Consider the following 21239-nt stretch of genomic DNA (forward strand, 5'->3'; position numbering starts at 1 on the left):
GCTCACGGATTTTGCGGCAAAGGGCGCGGCGTTCGCGAAGGTCTGAGGCACCGAGCCGGCTCCGCCGGGGGGCAGGCGTGGTCGCATCTGCATCGCCGCCCCTTTTCAGGGCGCCCGATGAGCAGCCCAGTCGACGAGGACCAGCCGTCCTGCCTGACGCCGACGCTGGATGAAAACAAGGGTCGGCCAAGTGTTGGCGATCTTCTCGAAGGTTCGACGCAACGCTTCCAGCAAGGGCCTATCTCGGCAGTTGACTTTGTCGCCCAAGTGACCCGATGACAGGGGCGACGAGGGCCCTTACAGCGCCCGATGCTTTCAACTGCGTCGCGCCGCGTCAGTCGCCCGCAACAAGGGGAAAGACATGGCGCCTTGCCTGAGAGGACCGCTGCGCATCGCCCTTTTGCTGCTCGGTCTTGCCGTTCCGATCTCCGAGCGGGCCAGCGCCGCGATCGACCCAACCCTTGCTCTCTTCCTCGGATATTCGAAAGCGATCAACGCCGTCGCGATCTCGCCGAATGGCAGGCAGGCCGTCACCGGCGGCCAGGACAACCTCGTCAGGCTCTGGGACGTTCCGACCGGCCTCTTGCTGAGAACGCTGGATGCTCAGGCCATACGGATTTACGCGTTGGCGTTCTCTCCTGACGGGCAGTTCATTCTCGCGGCAGGCTCCGACGCCACACTGCGGCTGTTCGCGGTCAAGACGGGGGAACTCGTGACCACCATGGAGGGGCACGCAAGCGATGTTCTTTCGGTCGCCATCGCCCCCGACGGGCGGCGGGCTCTCTCGGCCAGCAAGGACAAGACGCTCAAGCTTTGGGATCTGGAAACCGGCCAGCTTGCCAAAACCCTCGAAGGCCATTCCAGCGACGTGACGGCGGTCGTCTTCGCACCCGATGGCGGCCGGGCGTTGTCGGCCAGCGCGGACAAGACGCTTAAACTCTGGAACCTTGAAACGGGGCAGCCGGAAAGCACCTTTGAAGGTCATGGCGATGCCGTGACTTCGCTCGCGGTCTCACCGGACGGGTTGCAGGCCGTTTCCGCGAGCAAGGACAAGACGCTCAAGCTCTGGGACATCGGAAGCGGCCAACTTCTCAAAACCTTCGAGGGGCATTCCTCGGAAACAACGACGCTCGCATTCGCGAATGGTGGCCGCATCCTTTCCGGAGGCGCCGACCGGACGCTGAAACTATGGGATGCGCAGACAGGCGCATTGGTCAGGACGTTCGAAGGGCATGCGGACGCGGTCGCATCGGTTGCGGTGTCTGTCGACGGAAGCCTCGCCATTTCGGGAAGCCCGGACAAGATGCTCAAGATATGGGACGTGGACGGGGGACACGTTCGGCGGGCCATCGATCTTCAATCCGAAACCTTTTCGCCGAACGGCTATCGCAATTTCTTCAAGGGCGTCTCCGCCGCCAAAACCGCCGATCCCGCCGATGTCGACAAGCGGCTGCGAGAGAAAGGCATGAAGAGGGGCGATCCGGTGTTCCTGCGCATTTTCAAGGCCGATCTTGAAGCAGAACTCTGGATAAAGGGCGTGGACGGCTTCGCGCTGTTCGCGACCTATCCGATTTGCGCCTGGTCGGGCCAGCTCGGACCGAAACTCGCTGAAGGCGATGCGCAGACGCCGGAAGGCTTCTATACGATCGGCAAGGGCCAGCTCAATCCGAACAGCCGCTATCATCGCGCCTTCAACATCGGTTACCCGAACCTGTTCGACCGGGCTTACAGCCGAACCGGCTCGCACCTCATGGTGCATGGCGCCTGCGCGTCCATCGGCTGCTATGCCATGACGGACGCTTTCATCGATGAGCTTTGGCTGCTCGTCACCGCCGCGCTCGACGCCGGACAGGAAAGGGTCGGCGTGCATGCCTTTCCGTTCCGCATGACAGACGAGCGTCTCGCCGCGTTCGACTGGCATCCGTGGGCGGAGTTCTGGCGCGACCTGAAACCGGCTTACGATCTTTTCGACGAAAGCCGCATCCCGCCTCAGGTCAGCGTTTGCAACAAGCGCTACGTGGTTCAGCCTGGCCGGACGGACAGCAAGAGCGCGCCCGCGTTGCGGGTGGCCTGCCCGCAGCCACCCTTGGCTGCAAGCAGATTGGCGCCGGTGGCCCTGCCGAAGCCGGACCACCGATTTCCCTGAAACGAACGCGTTGGCCGCGCGGGCAATCGTCGAGAAGGAAGAGCGAAAGTCAGCCTTCCCCCTGGTTCGAAGGCAACGACTGAGTTGCCTGCGAAGCCGCGGCAGCGACCGAAAGCCCTTTGCTGCTGCGCGTGGCGCATTCTGGAAGCGGAGCTGGCCCGTTTCGCCGGTGTCCGAGGCAAGCTGACCGTAGCTTACCGAAGACGCAGGATTAACAGTCGGGCAGTCAGCTCACAGCCGCCCATCACCTATGCCGGTCCAGTGAAATCGCGAGGCCGCTCAGATCGAGGTTGGCCAGCAGCCCGACCTGGCTACCCGTGAGTTCCAGTACCGCGCCCTTCTGATTGGTCAGCACGATAGCGCGGGCACCCCGCCCCACCGCAAGTCCCGCACCAGCGGCACCATAGACGCCCTCGACATCCCTCGGCGACCAGATGTTGCTCACCCTTCCGCGCAGCACGGTCTTCGAACCTCCGAAGACGAGCCCGTAATCGAGGCCTCCGGTCGAGAGCGCATAGCGCCTACCCTGAAAGACGAGTGAGCCGCTGCCCCCGGAGCCACCGATGACCCAACCGGCCTTGTAGATGGTCAGCGTCACCGTTCCGCTGTCGGCGTAGCTCGCCGACGAGAGGCCAACAAACGCGATGAACGCAATCAGCCCGGCGCGGGCGGCCTTTAAAAGTCTCATGTTATCTCCCCCTGAATTGTGCCTGCGTGTCCCGGGAATACCCTACCGGACCTTCTGGAGTAAAATAGGGAGGCAATATGTTCACATCGCGTGCCGGAGCGCGCGAGCGCACCTGATCGCAAGAGCATGACGCGATCAGCCCGATGCAAAAAAAAGCCGCCTGGCCGGCGGCTTTGCTACAGGAGCGTACGGAATGAAGTTTTCTCGCCTTAGCCGAGGAACGCGACTTTCAGGATCTCGTAAGACTTCGCGCCACGCGGCGTGTTCACCTCGACGGAATCGCCAGCTTTCTTGCCGATGAGCGCGCGCGCGATCGGAGAACCGATGGAAACCTTTCCGTTCCGGACATCGGCTTCGAGATCGCCGACAATCTGATACTTCACCTCTTCCTCGGTGTCCTCGTCGACGAGCGTCACCGTCGCGCCAAACTTCACCGTCTCGCCGGAAAGCTTGGAGATGTCGATCACTTCGGCGCGGCTGAGCTTGTCTTCGAGGTCTGCCACCTTGGCCTCGTTCATGCCCTGCGCTTCCTTCGCGGCATGATATTCGGCATTTTCGGAAAGGTCGCCGTGTGACCGCGCCTCCGCGATGGCCTTGATGATCCGCTGACGCTCGACGCTTCTCAGATATTTAAGCTCGGCCTCAAGCGCTGCATGCCCCTGGGCAGTCATCGGCACTTTTTCGCTCATCCCCAATTCTCCCCAGGTCCGGAGAAACTCCCCCCGGAACCGTTCATCCATCTGAAAGTGGAATTCGACAAAAAGCAATGCATGCCGGACCGCCCTCCGGAACCGGCACACACAGTTTAGGCGATATATTTCTGCAGAGGCTGAACTTCAAGGATGCCCGCGCGCATTGCCGCAACTGATTTTGTAACCGCGAGCGCGCCCGCGATCGTCGTGTAATAAGGAATCTTGTACATCAATGCGGTACGGCGGATCGTGGAACTGTCGGCAAGCGCCTTTGCCCCCTCCGTCGTGTTGAAGACGAGATCGACCTCGCGGTTCTTCATCGCGTCGACGATATTCGGCCGCCCTTCGAGCACCTTGTTGATGCGCGTGCAGGGGATGCCGTTCGCTTCGAGGTGACGCGCCGTGCCGCGTGTGGCGAGCACCTTGAATCCCATGTCCACAAGGTCGCGGACAGGTTGAACGATGCGGTCCTTGTCGGATTCCTTCACCGACACGAACAGCGTTCCGGCTGTCGGCAAGCGGCTGCCGCTCGCGAGCTGCGCCTTGGCGAAGGCGACCGCATAGGTCTTGTCGATGCCCATGACCTCGCCGGTGGAGCGCATTTCGGGCCCAAGCACCGGATCGATCTCCGGGAAGCGCTCGAACGGGAACACGGCTTCCTTCACGCCCACATGCTGTACGTTTGCGCGATGCTTGAGGTTCATGTCCGCGAGTTTCTCACCCGCCATGACGCGGGCGGCGATGGCCGCGACCGGATAACCGATCACCTTCGCCACGAAGGGCACGGTGCGGCTCGCGCGCGGGTTCACCTCCAGCACGTAGACGTCGCCGTCCTTCACCGCATACTGGATGTTCATCAGCCCCACGACGTTCAGCGCTCGGGCGATGTCGGCCGTCTGGCGCTCAAGCTCCCGCAGCGTCTCTTCGCAGAGCGAATGCGGCGGCAGCGAACAGGCGCTGTCGCCCGAATGCACGCCCGCTTCCTCGATATGCTCCATCACGCCCGCGATGAAGACGTCCGTGCCATCTGAAATGGCATCGACATCGACCTCGGTCGCATCGCGCACATAGGAATCGAGCAGAAGCGCGTTTTTCGCAAGCACGGCATTCACTTCCGCGTGGCGGTTGCCCGCGAAACGATGGTGCACGTCCGGCGGAACGAAGGCGGCGAGTGTCGTGTCGAAATAGTCCTTCAGCGCGGCCTGATGCGGAATGATCGCCATGGCCCGGCCGCCCAGCACGTAGGAAGGCCGCACCACGATGGGGAAGCCGATTTCCTCGCTCGCGGCGAGAGCCTGCTCGATGGAGTAGGCGATGCCGTTTTGCGGCTGACGCAGATTGAGCTTCTCCACGAGCGCCTTGAAGCGGTCGCGGTCCTCGGCGAGGTCGATGGCGTCGGGCGATGTGCCAAGGATCGGCACGCCCTTGTCGGCGAGCGTCTGCGCGAGCTTCAGCGGCGTCTGGCCGCCGAATTGCACGATCACGCCCTTGAGCTTGCCGTTCGACGCTTCCCTTTCGATGATCGCAAGCACGTCTTCCGGTGTCAGCGGTTCGAAATAGAGGCGGTCCGACGTGTCGTAGTCGGTCGAGACGGTCTCCGGGTTGCAGTTCACCATGATCGTCTCGTAGCCCGCCTTCGACAGCGAGAAAGCCGCGTGACAGCAACAATAGTCGAACTCGATGCCCTGACCGATGCGGTTCGGGCCGCTGCCGAGGATGACGATCTTCTCGCGCGCGGACGGCGCGGCCTCGCAGCTTGCCTGCCCGGCAATCGGGCTCTCGTAGGTCGAATACATGTAAGGCGTCGGCGAGGGAAATTCCGCCGCGCAGGTGTCGATTCGCTTGTAGACGGGGAACACCTTCAGCGCGCGGCGCTTCTCCACGACCTCGGCTTCCGTCAGACCGGCGAGCGACGCAAGGCGGGCATCGGAAAAGCCCATTGCCTTCAATTCGCGGAACGCGCGTTCCGTGCCGGGCAAGCCATGCTCGCGGATCTTTGTTTCGACGTCGACGATTTCCTGAAGCCGTTCAATGAACCACGGATCGATCCGGCACATCGTGTGGATCTGCTCGTGATCGACGCCAAGGCGGAGTGCCTGCGCGACCTTGAGGAGCCGGTCCGGCGACGGCGTGCCGAGTGCCTCGCGGATGACGTTCTTGTCGTCGCCCTTGCCGAGCCCTTCGAGCACGTAATCGTCGAGGCCGGTGAGCCCCGTTTCCATGGAGCGGAGCGCCTTTTGCAGGCTTTCATGGAAGGTGCGGCCGATGGCCATCGCCTCACCGACCGATTTCATCGCCGTGGTGAGCGTCGTCGGAGCGCCTGGGAACTTCTCGAAGGCGAAGCGCGGGATCTTCGTGACGACGTAATCGATGGTCGGCTCGAAGGAAGCCGGGGTCGCGCCCTTGGTGATATCGTTGTCGAGTTCGTCGAGCGTGTAGCCAACGGCGAGCTTCGCCGCCACCTTCGCGATGGGGAAGCCCGTCGCCTTCGACGCAAGCGCCGACGATCGCGACACGCGCGGATTCATCTCGATGACGACGAGCTTGCCGTCCTGCGGGTTGACCGCGAACTGCACGTTGGAGCCGCCGGTCTCGACGCCGATCTCGCGCAACACCGCGATGGAGGCGTTGCGCATGACCTGATATTCGCGGTCGGTCAGCGTCAGCGCGGGCGCGACCGTGATCGAATCGCCCGTATGCACGCCCATCGGGTCCACGTTCTCGATGGAACAGATGATGATGCAGTTGTCCTTCTTGTCGCGGACGACCTCCATCTCAAACTCTTTCCATCCGAGGACGGATTCCTCGATCAGGATCTGCGTGGTAGGCGACGCTTCGAGGCCGCGCTCGCAGATGTGAAGATATTCCTCGCGGTTGTACGCGATGCCGCCGCCGGTGCCGCCGAGCGTGAAGGACGGGCGGATGATCGCGGGCAACGGAACGTGTTCGAGCGCCTCGATGGCCTCCTGGAGGGTTTGCGCAAGCCGTGATTTCGGCGTCGCGAGCCCGATCTTTTTCATCGCCTCGCGGAAAAGCTGACGATCCTCGGCCTTGTCGATGGCGTCGGCGTTCGCGCCGATCAACTCGACGCCGAAGCGGTCGAGCACGCCGTCACGCGCGAGCTTCAGCGCGGTATTGAGCGCGGTCTGGCCGCCCATGGTGGGCAGCAGAGCCATTCGTTCGTCTGGATGTTCGCGGCGTTCGCGCTCGATCACCTTCGTCACCATGTCGGGCGTGATCGGCTCGATATAGGTGGCGTGCGCCAGATCGGGGTCGGTCATGATCGTGGCGGGGTTCGAATTCACGAGGATGATTCGATATCCCTCCTGACGCAGAGCCTTGCAGGCTTGCGTGCCGGAATAGTCGAATTCACAGGCCTGGCCGATAACAATCGGGCCAGCCCCAATGATGAGGATGGAGTCTATATCTGTGCGTTTGGGCATACTTCTGGCGCTCGGGTTTCGTCGCGTTATAAAGGAAGCGGGCGACGATTCAACAACAGCGTGGAAGCGAGCTTACACGAATGCGCATTTTGGAGGCAGCCATGCTGCCGCCGCGGCACCGAATAGCCGCCTTGTTTCGCAATTCCCGCGTCTTCCCTCTTTTGTGAATGACTAGCCGCGAGCGCGGCCTTAAGGCGCGGTGCTGCGCCCCCGAAAAAGGCAAAAAAACGATCCCGCGGCTGTGGACTGACAGGGGCCGCATCACTATCATGCGCCGCCATGGAACATTTCGCACTCGCCAAAGAATTTCCGCCAGCCTCCGAAGCGGACTGGCGCGCCATTGTGGAAAAGGCGCTGAAGGGCGCGCCTTTCCGCGTGCTCGAAAACCAGCTTTATGAAGGCTTCGCGACGTCGCCGCTCTATACCGGCGCAGCCACGTCGCCCGCGCGTCACGGCCAGCGCGGCTGGCTCATCGTGCAGCCTCTCGCGGGGGCATCGCTTGCCGACGCAGAGCGGCAACTGGCCGACGATCTTGCGAACGGCGCGACGGCGCTGAGCCTGGATCTCGCCAACGGTCCCGCCATTCGCAAGGCCGCCGAGCTTGGGGCCGTACTGGATGCGGGCGTGCCGATTTTTCTCGCGGGCGGCAGCACCCCCGCAGATGCCGCGTTCCTTCTCGCGAAAGCGGACAAGACAATTGTCGGCACCACCGGATTCGACCCGATCACCGCTTTCGCCGTTGCGGGCGAGGTTCCTGCCGACCGGAAAGCCGCACTCGCCGATACGGTCGACGCGGCGCTTGCCATTCGCGAACGTTTCCCGAACGTAACCCCGTTCCTTGCGTCGAGCCGGGCCTGGAACGGCGCGGGCGGTTCCGTTGTGGACGAACTCGGCTTCACGCTCGCCGCGGCGGTGGCCTATTGGCGCGCTCTCGAAGCCGCCGGGCTTTCGCGCGAGGACGCCTCGCGCGCCATCGGCTTCAAGCTGTCCGCCTCCGCCGACCTGTTCCTCACGATTGCGGCCTTCCGCGCCATCCGCCTTCTCTGGGCCCGCGCCCATGAAGCGGCAGGCGTGGCGCCAAACGAGCATATTCTTCTCTACGCGAAGACACCGCCCCGTATCCTCTCCGTCTACGATCCGCACGTAAACATGCTGCGCTCGACCGCGAGCGTTTTCGGCGCGGCCATCGGCGGAGCGAGCGCCATCGAAGTTCACCCATTCGACGAGGCCGCGACCGAGCCCACGCCCCTTTCACGGCGCATCGCGCGCAATACCGGGCTTGTGCTCCAGAGCGAAGCCTGGCTATCCGCCGTCGCCGACCCCGCCGCCGGTTCGTCCTATGTCGAAACGCTCACCGAAAACCTCGCGGCGTCGGCCTGGGCGCTCTTCCGCGAGGTTGAAGCCAAGGGCGGCCTGCTCAAGGCGCTCGAAAGCGGCTTCGTTTCGGCTCGCCTGCAAGAAACCGCCGACAAGCGCGACCGTGCCATCGCTCACCGCAAGGAAAAGATAACCGGCGTTTCGGTCTTCCCGAACCTCAACGAGAAGATCGCCTTCGAAGAACCTGCCTCCATCATCGCGGAAGAAGCGCATCCCACCGTCGATTTCGCGCTTCCCGCCCCCGGCACGGGCGAACGCTTTGCGGCGCTTGTTGCGGCGGCCGCACGCGGCGTGCCGTTGCCGGAACTGCGCTCCGCTTCGCGCGTCGTCTGCGACCTGATCGCGACCGGCCCGCTCGACGTCGCCCGGCGCGACGCAGAACCTTTCGAAGTGCTGCGCCAGCGCGCCGACTTCGCACTCGCCAGCATCGGTTCCAGACCGCCCCTGTTCCTCGCGCTTCTCGGCTCGCCGTCGGACTACCGCGCGCGGTCGCTCTGGGTCCAGAGCTTCTTCGCTGCGGGCGGTATCGAGACCATCGTGCCCGAGGAAGGCTTCACCGATGTCGAAAAACTCGCGGCTGCGTTCAAGCAGAGTCCGGCGCCGATCGCCTGTTTGTGCTCGTCCAACGCGACCTATGCCGAGTTGAAGGGAGCAGCCGCCGCGCTGAAGCGTGCGGGCGCGAGCCACGTTTATCTCGCCGGCCCGGCGGCCTTGCTCTCGACGCTTGATCCGCATGACCGGACGGCCGTCGACCGCCTCGTCTATGAAGGCTGCAATGCGCTGGCCATCCTGGAAGAAGCGCAGCGCATCCTGCGTGTCGAGGAACTGGCGGAGGCCGCCGGTCTTGAGGCGGAGGATGAAAACTTCGGTGCATTCGACGAAGCTTGATGGCGATGAAGCGTCGCGCTTTTCTGAAGAGCACGACGCTTCGGTAACAGATTTCAATCGGCCTGCCTTCGGTCAAAAGACGCGCCGAGGAGCCGAACTCAATGCATCGGTCAATACGCGCTGGGGTGATCGACCCGCAGCGGCGTTGGCCGGGCGGGACACTGGAAGCGAACGATGACGAATTCTCCGTTGCCGGATTTCTCGAAGATCGAGTGGCAGACGCCGAGCCTTGCGGGCGCCCCCTTCGGCGAGGCCGCCGAGACGCCGGAGGGCATCCAACTCAAACCCGCCTACGGCCCCGCCGACATCGAAGGCCTCGACTTCCTGAATACCTATCCGGGGCTCGCACCGTTCCTTCGCGGGCCTTACCCCACGATGTACGTCCAGCAGCCCTGGACGGTTCGCCAATATGCGGGCTTCTCGACCGCCGAGGACTCGAACGCCTTCTACCGCCGCAATCTCGCGGCGGGCCAGAAGGGTCTTTCCATCGCCTTCGACCTCGCCACCCATCGCGGCTATGACAGCGATCACCCGCGCGTGCGCGGCGACGTCGGCATGGCGGGCGTGGCCATCGATTCGATCTACGACATGCGCACGCTGTTCGACGGCATCCCGCTCTCGGAAATGAGCGTGTCCATGACCATGAACGGCGCGGTACTGCCGATCCTCGCGCTGTTCATCGTGGCGGGCGAGGAGCAAGGCGTGAAGCCCGCGCAGCTCTCCGGCACGATCCAGAACGACATCCTCAAGGAATTCATGGTGCGGAACACCTATATCTATCCGCCCCTGCCCTCGATGCGCATCATCTCGGACATCTTCGCCTATACGAGCGCGAACATGCCGAAGTTCAACTCGATCTCGATTTCCGGCTATCACATGCAGGAAGCGGGCGCGACCGCGGACCTCGAACTCGCCTACACGCTGGCAGACGGCGTGGAATATGCGCGCGCGGGCAAGGCCGCCGGGCTCGACATCGACGCCTTCGCGCCTCGCCTGTCGTTCTTCTGGGCCATCGGCATGAACTACTTCATGGAAGTAGCCAAGATGCGCGCGGGCCGCGCGCTCTGGGCGCGGCTCATGAAGGCCGAGGGCGCAAAGTCGCCGAAGTCCATGAGCCTTCGCGCGCACTGTCAGACAAGCGGCTGGTCGCTCACCGCGCAGGACGTCTTCAACAACGTGACGCGCACCTGCGTGGAAGCCTTCGCGGCGACGCATGGCGGCACGCAATCGCTCCATACCAACGCACTCGACGAAGCGCTCGCGCTGCCGACCGATTTCTCGGCCCGCATCGCGCGCAACACGCAGCTTTTCATCGAATATGAAACCGGCACGACCCGCACCATCGACCCGTGGGGCGGCAGCTATTACGTCGAGCGGCTCACCTATGAGCTTGCGAAGAAGGCGTGGGAGCATATCGAGGAAGTCGAGCGTCTCGGCGGCATGGCGAAGGCCATCGACGCGGGCGTTCCGAAGCTTCGCATCGAGGAAGCCGCCGCACGCACGCAGGCCCGCATCGACAGCGGCAAGCAGGTCATCGTCGGCGTGAACAGATATCAGCCGTTGAACGAAGCGCCCATCGAGGTGCTGAAGGTCGACAATTCGGCGGTGCGCGCAGCCCAGATCGAGAAGCTGGAGCGTCTGCGTGGCGAGCGCGACGGCGCGGCTGTCGCGCCGGCGCTCGAAGCGCTCACCAACGCGGCGGCAAGCGGCGGCGGCAATCTGCTCGCGCTCGCGGTCGACGCGGCCCGCGCGAAAGCGACCGTCGGCGAAATTTCAGATGCGCTCGAAAAGATCTATGGTCGCCATCGGGCGGAAACACGCGCCATCTCGGGGGTTTACCGGGCGGAGGTCGGCTCGATGGAAAACAAGGTTCCACATGTCATCGCCTTGTGCGAGGCGTTCGAGAAGGAAGACGGGCGCCGCCCGCGTCTGCTCGTGGCCAAGGTCGGTCAGGACGGCCACGACCGCGGCCAGAAGGTGATCGCGTCCGCCTTCGCGGATCTCGGCTTCGACGTGGACATCGGCGCGCTGTTCGCGACGCCCGCCGAAGTGGCGCGGCAGGCGGTGGAAAACGACGTGCACATCGTCGGCGTGTCGTCGCTGGCGGCGGGCCATCTTACGCTCGTGCCGGAATTGAAGCGCGAACTTGAGGCGCAGGGGCGGCCCGACATCCTCATCGTCGCTGGCGGCGTCATCCCGCCGGATGATTACGACGCGCTCTACAAGGCGGGCGCGGTGGCGATCTTCGGCCCTGGCACGAACATCGTGGATGCGTCGACCGACCTTCTGGCCAAGCTCAACGCGCATCTCGGCTACACGAAGCTCGCGGCGGAGTGACAAGAAGCCACATTGCGCTTTGCAAGGATACTTTCGGAGGAGAGCCGTAAAGGGCGGCCTCTCCGTGGCTTGCGGTAATGATGTCAGACTAAATCTTCCAGGCCGATACCGAGAGCGTCGGCCAGTTTTTTCATGGTCTTAAGGCCCCCCTCCTTTTTTCCGGTTTCGATTTCGGAAATGTAGGACTGGGCGACCTCCGCCTTCTCGGCGAGCGCCGCACTCGTAAGCCGCCGATGCTCGCGCCACAATCGCAGCGGACTTTCACCGGCAAGAAGCCGGTCGACAAACTCCGATGGAAGCAATTCTTCCTCGCCAGCGGAAAGCTTGCGGAGGACTTCATCGCCCGCGGCGATATCGGCCGCATCTTCCACTGCTTCAAGAAGGCGGTTGTAGTCTGTCTCCGGAAGGATCACCAGACGCTCGCCGGATGGGGTTACGATGGTTTGCGTATTCATTCTCTCACTCGTAAGCTTCTCCGCGAGGAGCAATCTTGAGGATTGCAAGCACCTCGCCGTTCTCGGTGAAGATAACGCGCCAGTCCCCGATGCGAAGTCTTCGCAATCCGTTTGAGCCCTTCAGCGTTTTTACATTGTTCGCCAACGAATCCGGGTCCGTCGCATAGTGCTCGATCTTGGCTCGGATCGTTGCAGCAACGTTCGCAGGCATTCGTTTGAGCGCCTTTGCCGCCTCTCTGGTGAAGGTTATAGCCAGCATGCCGCATTATCGCTTATAGCGATAAAACGTCAATGGCCAAAAGGCTGGGAACTCCTGGCCTTTGGGCCATTGAAGACTGTTCACTTCGCCGCCTTCTCCTGATAGCTCAGCACCAACTCGCGGGCGGCGCGGGTTTCGTCGAGGCGCGAGCGCGGCGCGAAGCGGGGCGCCTGCGTGAAGCGCGCGGCATCTCCGGCCTTCGCTGCGAGCGCGAGGCTTCGCACCGCTTCGATGAACTGGTCGAGGCCCTGCTTCGATTCGGACTCGGTCGGCTCGATCAGCATCGCCCCGGAAACGACGAGCGGGAAATATACAGTCATCGGGTGAAAGCCCTCGTCGATCAGCGCCTTCGCGAAGTCGAGCGTCGAGACGCCCGTGCCTTTCAGGAAGCCGTCGTCGAACAAGACCTCATGCATCGCGCCCTTGGGGAATGGCAGCGTCAGCACGTCGGCGAGGCGCGCGCGCACGTAATTCGCGTTCAGCACCGCATCTTCGGACGCCTGACGGATGCCGTCGGCGCCGTGGCTCATCATGTAGGCGAGCGCGCGCACAAACATGCCCATCTGGCCATGAAAGGCTGCGAGACGGCCGAACGGCGCGGCCCCGTCCGGCGCATCGGCTTCGTGTTCCACGAGACGCAACGCATCGCCATCGCGGCGCAAGAACGGCACGGGCGCATAAGCCGCAAGCGCTTCCGACAGAACCACCGGCCCGGCACCCGGCCCACCCCCGCCATGCGGCGTCGAGAACGTCTTGTGAAGGTTGATGTGCATCGCGTCCGCGCCGAGGTCGCCGGGGCGCACCTTGCCCGCGATGGCATTGAAATTCGCGCCGTCGCAATAGAGGTACGCGCCCGCCTCATGCAGCGCGTCGGCGATCTCGCGGATATGCGGCTCGAACAGCCCGCAGGTGTTCGGGTTCGTCAGCATCATCGCGGCGACATCCGGCCCGAGCGCCGCGCGCACGGCGTCCACGCTCACGGTGCCGTCCGGCCCCGCCTCGACCGCGCGAACGGTGAAGCCCAAATGCGCCGCCGTCGCAGGGTTCGTGCCGTGGGCCGAGACGGGCACCAGCACGACGCGGCGCGCGTCTGCCTCGCCGCGCGCTTCGAGCGCCGCCTTGATCGCCGCCATGCCGCAGAATTCGCCATGCGCGCCCGCCTTGGGCGACAGCGAGACCGCGTGCATGCCCGTGAGTTCGAGCAGCCAGCGCGACAGCTCCGTCATCAGCGCGAGCGCGCCCTGCACGGTCTTCTCCGGCTGAAGGGGGTGGATGTCCGCAAAACCCGGCAGCCGCGCCATCTTCTCGTTGAGGCGCGGGTTGTGCTTCATGGTGCAGGAGCCGAGCGGAAATATGCCGGTGTCGATGGAGTAATTCTTCTGACTGAGGCGCACGTAATGACGCATCGTCTCCGGCTCAGAGAGCCCCGGCAGCCCGATGGCGTCGTCTCGCTCAAGGCCGCCGAGGCGCGTTTCCGTTTCCGCCACCTCCTCGAAATCGACTCCGGTGGTTTCCGTCGAGCCGATCTCGAAGATCAGCGGCTCCTCGATCTGAAGCGCGCGATTGCCGGTGAAGGTCGGCGCGGGCGCGGCTGCCGCCTCGACGGCGGGAAGGATCACTTTCGGCATCTCAACCATGGAGCACCTCTTCGAGCGCGGCCCGGAAGGCGGCGATGTCGTCGGGAGTTGTCGTTTCTGTCGCCGCGACGACGATGGCATTCGCGAGCGTCGGCGCGTCCGGCCAGAGCCGCGATGCGGGCACGCCGCCGATGATTCCGCGGTCGGCCAGCGCATCGATCACCGCCGCGCCGGGTTTCGGCGTGCGGATTGTGAACTCGTTGAAAAATGCGGGCGTCATCACATTCACATCGTCCACGCTGTCGAGCGCCTTCGCCAAGGCCACCGCGTTCGCGTGGTTGATGCGCGCGAGCTTCCGCAGGCCCGCTTCGCCGAGCAGCGTCAGATGCGCCGTGAATGCGAGCGCGCAAAGCCCCGAGTTCGTGCAGATATTGCTCGTCGCCTTCTCGCGGCGGATATGCTGCTCGCGGGTCGACAGCGTCAGCACGAAGCCGCGCCGCCCGTCGTGGTCCACCGTCTCGCCGCAAAGCCGCCCCGGCATCTGGCGCACGAATTTCTTTCGCGCAGCGAACAGTCCGAGATAGGGGCCGCCGAAATTGAGGCCGTTGCCGATGCTCTGGCCTTCAGCCACCACGATATCGGCGCCCATCGCGCCCGGCGATTTCAGCGCCCCGAACGACACCGCTTCCGTCACCACGACGACGAGCAGAGCGCCCGCCTCATGGGCCTTTTCCGCAAGCGCCGAGAGGTCCGCCACGCGGCCGAAGGCGTCGGGCATTTGCACGACGATGCAGGATGTGTCCTTGTCGGCGTCCGCCTCGAAGCTCGTTGCGGGATCCACCGCCCGCACATCGACCTCGAACCCGCCAAGGCGCGAAACCGTCTCGATCACCGCGCGGTAATGCGGGTGCACCCCGCCCGCGACCACCGCCTTGCCGCGCCGCGTCACGCGATGCGCCATCAGCACGGCCTCGCCCGCCGCCGTGGAGCCGTCATACATGGAGGCGTTCGCCACTTCCATGCCCGTCAGCGCAGCGACCTGGCTTTGAAACTCGAACAGATATTGCAGCGTGCCCTGCGCGATTTCCGGCTGGTAGGGCGTGTAGGCCGTCATGAACTCCGAGCGCTGGATGATGTGATCAACCGTTGCCGGCACATGATGGTGGTAGGCGCCCGCGCCCGCAAAGAACGGCACCGACGATGCGGGCACGTTGCGGGCGGCAAGCCGCGACAGCACGCGTTCAACCGCGAGTTCGCTTTGCGCGCGGGGCAGATCAGGCAGGTCGCGCCGGAGCGCGCCTTCGGGCACGGCAGCGAAAAGCGCGTCGATGTCGATGTCGCTCTGGCCGACGGCGGCGAGCATGGCGCGGCGATCCGCGTCCGTGTGGGGAAGATAGCGCATCAGCCCTCCGCGCCCGCATAGGCGAGATAGGCATCCCGGTCCATGAGCTTGTCGAGTTCGCCGGCGTTAGAAAGCGCAAGCCTGTAGATCCACGCGCCCGTCTCGGGCTCCTGATTGATGAGTTCCGGCTTGTCGTTAAGCGCTTCGTTGATTTCGACCACCTCGCCGCTCACGGGCGAGTAGATGTCGCTCGCGGCCTTGACCGACTCGACCACCGCGATGGGCTGGCCCTGCTTCACCTTCTCGCCGACCTTCGGCAGTTCGACGAAGGTCACGTCGCCGAGCTTGCCTTGCGCGTAGTCCGTAATTCCGACCGTGCCGACGCCGTCCTCGACGCTGATATATTCGTGGTCTTCCGTGTATCTGATGAGCGTCATGGCTTCTGACCTTTGGGTTTTTATGCTTTGCGGACGTAACGATGCGGCACGAAGGGCAGGCTCGCGACGCGCGCGGGCTGGAACGCTCCCCGGATTTCGACAGCAACCGGCGTGCCAGGGGCGCTTGAGCGCGGCGGCACATAGCCGAAAGCGACGGACGCGGCGGCGGTCGGCGTGTAGGCGCCGCTGGTGATTTCGCCGAGGGTCTCGCCCGTTTCGCTTGCGATCTTCATATGCGTGCGTGCGGCGGAGCGACCTTCGAGGCGAAGCCCGACGCGGACACGCGCCGGACCATCGGCCAGCTCGCGCTGAACGCGTTCCGCGCCGATGAAACCGCCATCGCGCCGACGCCGCTTGCCGATCGAGAAGTCGAGCGCGGCCTCGATCGGCGATGTCGTCTCGTCCATGTCCTGCCCGTAAAGCGGAAGCCCCGCTTCGAGGCGCAGCGTATCGCGGGCGCCAAGACCGATGGCCTCGACTTCGGGGTGAGCGAGAAGGCTGCGCGCGAAGGCCTCGGCGGCATCGGCGGGCACGGAGATTTCAAAACCGTCCTCGCCCGTATAGCCGGATCGCGACACGAACACAGCCGCGCCGCGCCAATCGAGCGGAGCCGCCGTCATGAATGCAAGACCGGCCGCTTCCGGCATTTGCCGCGCAAGCACGCGCGCGGCGTCGGGGCCCTGCAGCGCGACGAGCGCGCGGTTCGCCAGCGGCGCGAGCGTCACGGTCGGCGGCAGATGGGCGGCGATGTGCGCGAAATCGACCTCCTTGCGCGAAGCGTTCACGACGAGGAACAGACCGGTGCCGTCCGCCTCGCGCGTCGCCATCAGATCGTCGATGATGCCGCCTTCGTCGTTGAGAAGTTGTGTGTAGCGGATCTGGCCGCACTTCAGCCCCGCGATGTCGCCGGGGACGAGCCGCTCGAACGCGGCGGCAACGGTTTCAAAGTCCGGCCCCGTAATCCGCGCCTGCCCCATATGCGACACGTCGAAGAAGCCCGCGCGCTCGCGCACATGCGTATGCTCCTTCACGATGCCGGTTGCATAGGAAACGGGCATCTCGTAACCCGCGAACGGCACAAGCTTCGCGCCAAGCTCGCGGTGGAGCGCGGCAAGTGGCGTCTGGCGCAGCGGCGGCGCGGCTTCGTGGTCTGTGGTGGCGGGGGCAGCGCTCATGGCTGGCGTCTCCGTGTATTCGAGGCTCCGCTTGCGCGGTCATGAGCCCCCTCTGTCACGGAACCTGAGAGATTTCACCGGCACGGCCGCGAGGCGGAAGGCCGGTCTTTACCCCATCGGTGAGCCGCCTTGGCGGGCGGCTGCTTTCCAGAGTGCTGTCTGCGCGCGGTCCTTTTTGCCTGAGAGTTTCCGGGGCGGTTGCTCCTTCGGCGCCAGCCTGGGCTGGTCTCTCCCGCATGCATCGGTCAGCACATCTTAAGTCGCCCGCCCGTGGCCGCCTGTCAACCACCCGGGGGATAGAAAGTTCTTGATAGCGAACACCGCGTCACGCCTGCGCCTTCGGGGCCGCGCGCCGCAAGCTTCGCGAGAGGATTGGCAACGCTCAGTGTCACTCCGTAGAAAGGGGCTCGTTCCGGAAGGCGAATGATGCCCGTTATGGCGTTAACCGCCTGCCGTCAGATGCTCAAAGAGACTTCGAGCGGGCGGTGTCAGATCGCACTCGCGGCGCACACATACCGAGAGTCTGCGCGTGGCCCATTCGTCCTGAAGGCGAATGATGGAAATCTTCGCAGAAAGCCTGTATCGACGCGCGGCTGACTCGGGGACGATGCCTATCCCCACACCTTCGCCAGCCATGCGGCAGATGCCATCGAAGCTGCGGAGCGCCACACGGCTCTTGAGTGTCGTTCCAAGCCTGATCGCCTGAGCGTCGATATGATCCTGCAAGGCGCCGTCAGCAAGGCGGATGAAGCGGTGGGCGAGCAGATCGGCGAAACAGACTGGCCGCCCTTTGGCAAGGGCGTGCCCCCGGGCGGCCACCACCACGAGCCGGTCGATCACAAACGGCCGCAAAACGAGGTCGCCGGTTTCGACCGCTCGCGAGAGAATGCCGATTTCGGCAAAGCCCGCCGCGACACTTCGGGCAATTTCGCTGCTCTGTCGCTCCTTCAACTCAACATCGACCTGAGGATGCGCGCCCATCCACTGCGCCAGCAGCCGGGGCAGAAACTCGGTAATGGCCGCCGTGTTGGCGAAAACACGAACGGTGGCGCGCAGCCCTTGCGCGTATTGGCCGAGTTCGCCCCGCATCTGAGCCATCTGGTGCAGGATCGTACGCGCGTGGTGGGTGAGCGTTTCACCGGCTTCCGTTGGCGTTACGCCTCGTCGGCCCCGCGTTAGCAGCGTTACCTTGCCTGCCGCTTCCATATCCCGCAGCCGCTCGCTTGCCGCCGGGAGAGAGAAGCCGGCGTTCGCCGCGCCATGCGTTATGCTGCCGGCATCCACCACAGCGAGAAACAGGCGAAGATCGGTCAGGTCGAACCGCATCCATCAAGCATATCCCACGATCAGCCTTCGGGCCAGCCGAAGTCAGCCATCGGGAAATCCGCATTGCCGTTTTCCTCCGGAGAATTAAACCGACGCCATGTTCGATAAACACTCTCTCGCTGCAATCCTTGCGACGTTTTTTGTGGCTGGTGTCGTTAAAGGCATCACCGGGATGGGTTTGCCTACTGTGGCGATGGGCGTACTCGGTTCCCTCGTCTCACCGCTGGCGGCGGCGAGCCTGCTGATCGTTCCTTCATTCATTACCAATGTCTGGCAGCTTCTGGCCGGGCCCGGTATCGGGGAACTCGCTTGGAGACTTTGGCCGATGATGTTGGCGATCGTCGCAGGGACCGCGATCGGCTCATCATGGATCGCAAGCGGGGACACGCATCTTACGAGTCCCCTCCTTGGCGTCGCGCTGGTTATATATTCGGCGTACACGCTTCTGGCCCGCCAGTTCAATGTTCCGCGACGCATCGAACCTTGGCTGTCGCCCGTGATCGGCGGGACGACAGGCATTGTCACTGGCGGAACCGGCGTGTTTGTCATCCCGGCCGTGCCTTATCTGCAAGCGCTCGGTTTAGGAAAAGACCATCTCGTTCAGGCGCTCGGATTGTCCTTCACGGTTTCCACCCTTGCGCTGGCGGCGGGTCTCGCTGTGCGTGGCGCATTCCAGCTGAATGACATCGGCCTGTCGGCACTCGCCGTCGTGCCTGCGCTCGCTGGTATGTGGACGGGCCAGATCGTGCGTTACAGGATTAGCTCCCGGACGTTCCGCCGCGGGTTCCTGGTTTGCCTTTTGCTTCTCGGAAGCGAAATGGCACTCAGGCCGCTATTCTAGGCATAGACCCCTCACCAGCCCGCGTAACCGAAGCCGAAGGTCTGCGTCTTGTCGCCGTTGGCCTTCGACAGCACGGTCGCCACGTCGGCGCGCAAGGGCCCGAGCGGCGAATCCCAGATGAGGCTGAAGCCGGTGGAGGCGCGCAGCTTCGACGAATTCGTGGTGACGAGCGTGTTCGACGTGCCGTTCGCCGCCGCATACGCCTTCGCGAAACTGGCGGCGTCGGTGCCGAACATCGTGCCCGCGCTCGCGAACACCGCGCCGGACAGGCCGAGGTCGGTCGGCAGGAACGGGATCGGGAAACGCAGTTCCGCCGTCGCCGAATAGAACTGCGTGCCGCCGAGCGCGTAACCCGTCGTCGCGTCGCGCGGGCCGAAGCTCTTGAAGCCCGCGATGGTTTCGCTGCCCTTGTAGAACGCGTCGACCACGCGCACGCTCTGCCCGCCCCAGCCGGTGATGTTCCCAGCCTGCGCGCGGCCCGCGAGCACGATCTCCTGCGAGATGGGATAATAGGCGCGCGCCTCGCTGGTGGAGCGGATGTAGTTCACGTCGCCGCCCGCGCCCGCGAGATCCTGCACGCCCTTGAAGTAGAAGCCGCGCGTGGGCTTCTTCTTGCTGTCGCGCGTGTCGTAGATCATGTTGTAGCCGATGGACGAGATGACCGACGTGCCCTTGATCTGCTTCACGGCGAGCGAGGCGTCGTCGTCCACGCCATACACGCGATCCATCATCAGCGTGTAGTTGATCCCGGTGGAAAATTCCTCGGTGATCGGGAAGCCGAAGCGCGTGGTGCCGCCGACGCGGAAATCCTTGTAGCCCGCGACCGTGTAGCCCGCGCTTTCGGTGTAGTCCGCCGACTTCGCGAAGGCGTCGAGGCCGAACGAGACGTTGCGGTCGAGAAAGCGCGGCTCCGTCCAGCTCACGTTGAACGCGCCGTTGCCCGAAAGGCTGCCCGACAGCTTGACCTGAAGATACTGGCCCGTGCCCATCAGATTACGCTCGGTATATTCCACCTCGCCGATGATGCCGTCGTTCGAGGAATAGCCCAGCGCGAAACCGAGATTGCCCGTCTCGGCCTCCGTCACCTTCAGCGCGAGATCGACGCGGTCGGGCGCGCTGCCCGGCTGCCTCTCGACCTTCACATCCTTGAAGAAGCCCGTGCGCATCACGCGCTGACGGCCCTGCTCGACCATGAGCTTGTTATAGGCGTCACCCTCCGCTACGCGGAACTCGCGGCGAATGACCTCGTCCTTCGTGGCGGTGTTGCCGCTGATTTCGACGCGCTCGATATAGACGCGCGGGCCGTCTTCCACCACGAATGCCACCGAAATGGTGCGCAGTAGAGGATCGCGGTCGATGCGCGGGCGCACCTGCGCGAACGGCGCGCCGCCCTCGGCTGCGGCTTTCGTCAGCGCCTCCACCGATTTGTCGACGAGTTCGGCGTTGTAGATGTCGCCCGCCTTGCCCTTGATGGCGGCGGCGAGCGCCTTCGCGTCGAAGCCATGCGCGGTCGCCTCCACGTCGAGACTGCCGAAGGTGTAGCGCGCGCCCTCGTCGAGCGTGAAGGTGAGGAAGAAGCCCTGCTTCTCGGCGTCCATGTCGGCGGTGGCGGAAAGCACGCGCATATCGGCGAAGCCGCTCTTCACGTAGAAACGGCGCACTAGCTCGCGGTCGAGATTGAGGCGGTCGGGATCGTAGACGGAGGAATTGCGAAGGAAATCGAGAAGCCCTGACTCGGTTGTGGTGATCTCTTTTCGAAGTTCCGCGTCGGAGATCGACGCGTTGCCGATGAAGTTGATGCCGACGACCTTGATCTGCGGCCCCTCGTTGATCTCGAACACCACGTCTACGCGGTCGCGCTCGCGGTCGATGGTCTTGGCCTCGACCTGCGCCGCGTAATAGCCCTGCCTGCGATAGACGGTGAGAACGTTCTGCACATCGACTTCGGCGCGCGCTTTCGAGAAGGTGCCGCCCGCCTTGAGTTGCACCTCCTTCGCCAGCGTGTCGGACGTGACGTCCTTCGCGCCCTCGAAGGCGACGCGGGCCACGAGCGGATTTTCGGCAACCTTCACGATGAGTGCACCGCCCTGCATGGCGAGCGATGCATCGCGGAACTGGCCCGTCTGGAACAGCGCCTTCACGCTGTCGTCGGCCTTGGCCGGGTCGTAGCGGTCGCCGGGCTTGAACGAAAGGTAATGCAGGACGGTTTCAGGCTCGATCCTGCTTGTGCCGACCACGTTTATGGTACGGATCACG

15 protein-coding genes and 1 riboswitch are annotated in these 21239 nt (G+C 64.1%); of the genes, 4 read left to right on the forward strand and 11 right to left on the reverse strand.

Features of this window, described 5'->3' with window-relative positions:
• Positions 1 to 361 precede the first annotated feature (361 nt).
• Positions 362 to 2146, forward strand: a complete 1785-nt coding sequence (locus EK416_RS05655; RefSeq protein ID WP_127076535.1) for a L,D-transpeptidase family protein — start codon at positions 362 to 364, stop codon at positions 2144 to 2146.
• A gap of 244 nt (positions 2147 to 2390) precedes the next feature.
• Here the strand turns inward: EK416_RS05655 and EK416_RS05660 are convergent, their stop codons facing one another.
• The 3 genes from EK416_RS05660 to carB all read right to left on the reverse strand — a co-directional run bounded on the left by EK416_RS05660 (position 2391) and on the right by carB (position 6969).
• Positions 2391 to 2834 (reverse strand): hypothetical protein, encoded by a 444-nt coding sequence (locus EK416_RS05660; RefSeq protein WP_127076536.1) that lies wholly within the window; start codon positions 2832 to 2834, stop codon positions 2391 to 2393.
• 209 nt (positions 2835 to 3043) lie between these two features.
• Positions 3044 to 3523 carry a transcription elongation factor GreA gene (gene greA / locus EK416_RS05665; protein ID WP_127076537.1) on the reverse strand — a complete coding sequence of 160 codons (480 nt, stop codon included), beginning with the start codon at positions 3521 to 3523 and terminating at the stop codon, positions 3044 to 3046.
• Positions 3524 to 3639: 116 nt separating this feature from the next.
• Positions 3640 to 6969 (reverse strand): carbamoyl-phosphate synthase large subunit, encoded by a 3330-nt coding sequence (gene carB / locus EK416_RS05670; protein ID WP_127076538.1) that lies wholly within the window; start codon positions 6967 to 6969, stop codon positions 3640 to 3642.
• A 279-nt stretch (positions 6970 to 7248) separates the two neighbouring features.
• On the opposite strand from carB, the gene EK416_RS05675 reads away from it, so the two are divergent.
• The gene (locus EK416_RS05675) at positions 7249 to 9234 is read left to right on the forward strand and encodes a methylmalonyl-CoA mutase family protein (protein ID WP_127076539.1); all 1986 of its coding nucleotides are present in this window, start codon (positions 7249 to 7251) and stop codon (positions 9232 to 9234) included.
• Between the two features lie 174 nt (positions 9235 to 9408).
• On the forward strand, positions 9409 to 11571 hold the full coding sequence (gene scpA, locus EK416_RS05680) for a methylmalonyl-CoA mutase (RefSeq protein ID WP_127076540.1): 2163 nt from the start codon (positions 9409 to 9411) through the stop codon (positions 11569 to 11571).
• 83 nt (positions 11572 to 11654) lie between these two features.
• On the opposite strand, the gene EK416_RS05685 is transcribed toward scpA, so the two are convergent.
• The 7 genes from EK416_RS05685 to EK416_RS05715 form a co-directional block, all read right to left on the reverse strand.
• Complete coding sequence (locus EK416_RS05685; protein ID WP_127076541.1) at positions 11655 to 12026, reverse strand: helix-turn-helix transcriptional regulator; 372 nt, start codon at positions 12024 to 12026, stop codon at positions 11655 to 11657.
• A 4-nt stretch (positions 12027 to 12030) separates the two neighbouring features.
• Positions 12031 to 12285 carry a type II toxin-antitoxin system RelE family toxin gene (locus EK416_RS05690; protein ID WP_127076542.1) on the reverse strand — a complete coding sequence of 85 codons (255 nt, stop codon included), beginning with the start codon at positions 12283 to 12285 and terminating at the stop codon, positions 12031 to 12033.
• Between the two features lie 80 nt (positions 12286 to 12365).
• Positions 12366 to 13922: an aminomethyl-transferring glycine dehydrogenase subunit GcvPB gene (gene gcvPB / locus EK416_RS05695; RefSeq protein ID WP_127076543.1), complete on the reverse strand. Its 1557-nt coding sequence runs from the start codon at positions 13920 to 13922 to the stop codon at positions 12366 to 12368.
• Positions 13915 to 15264 carry an aminomethyl-transferring glycine dehydrogenase subunit GcvPA gene (gene gcvPA / locus EK416_RS05700; RefSeq protein WP_127076544.1) on the reverse strand — a complete coding sequence of 450 codons (1350 nt, stop codon included), beginning with the start codon at positions 15262 to 15264 and terminating at the stop codon, positions 13915 to 13917. Before gcvPA ends, gcvPB begins: the two co-directional genes overlap by 8 nt.
• Positions 15264 to 15641 (reverse strand): glycine cleavage system protein GcvH, encoded by a 378-nt coding sequence (gene gcvH, locus EK416_RS05705; protein ID WP_127076545.1) that lies wholly within the window; start codon positions 15639 to 15641, stop codon positions 15264 to 15266. Before gcvH ends, gcvPA begins: the two co-directional genes overlap by 1 nt.
• Positions 15642 to 15661: 20 nt before the next feature.
• Complete coding sequence (gene gcvT / locus EK416_RS05710; RefSeq protein WP_127076546.1) at positions 15662 to 16816, reverse strand: glycine cleavage system aminomethyltransferase GcvT; 1155 nt, start codon at positions 16814 to 16816, stop codon at positions 15662 to 15664.
• Positions 16817 to 16972: 156 nt separating this feature from the next.
• A riboswitch (glycine riboswitch) is annotated at positions 16973 to 17061 on the reverse strand.
• 196 nt (positions 17062 to 17257) lie between these two features.
• Positions 17258 to 18142, reverse strand: a complete 885-nt coding sequence (locus EK416_RS05715) for a LysR family transcriptional regulator (RefSeq protein ID WP_127076547.1) — start codon at positions 18140 to 18142, stop codon at positions 17258 to 17260.
• A 97-nt stretch (positions 18143 to 18239) separates the two neighbouring features.
• Here EK416_RS05715 and EK416_RS05720 point away from each other — a divergent pair, with 97 nt between their 5' ends.
• Complete coding sequence (locus EK416_RS05720) at positions 18240 to 18983, forward strand: sulfite exporter TauE/SafE family protein (protein ID WP_127076548.1); 744 nt, start codon at positions 18240 to 18242, stop codon at positions 18981 to 18983.
• 11 nt (positions 18984 to 18994) lie between these two features.
• On the opposite strand, the gene bamA is transcribed toward EK416_RS05720, so the two are convergent.
• Positions 18995 to 21238, reverse strand: a complete 2244-nt coding sequence (gene bamA / locus EK416_RS05725) for an outer membrane protein assembly factor BamA (protein WP_245433952.1) — start codon at positions 21236 to 21238, stop codon at positions 18995 to 18997.
• Position 21239 lies beyond the last annotated feature (1 nt).

The sequence above is a fragment of the Rhodomicrobium lacus genome, assembly GCF_003992725.1.
Lineage (GTDB): Bacteria > Pseudomonadota > Alphaproteobacteria > Rhizobiales > Rhodomicrobiaceae > Rhodomicrobium > Rhodomicrobium lacus.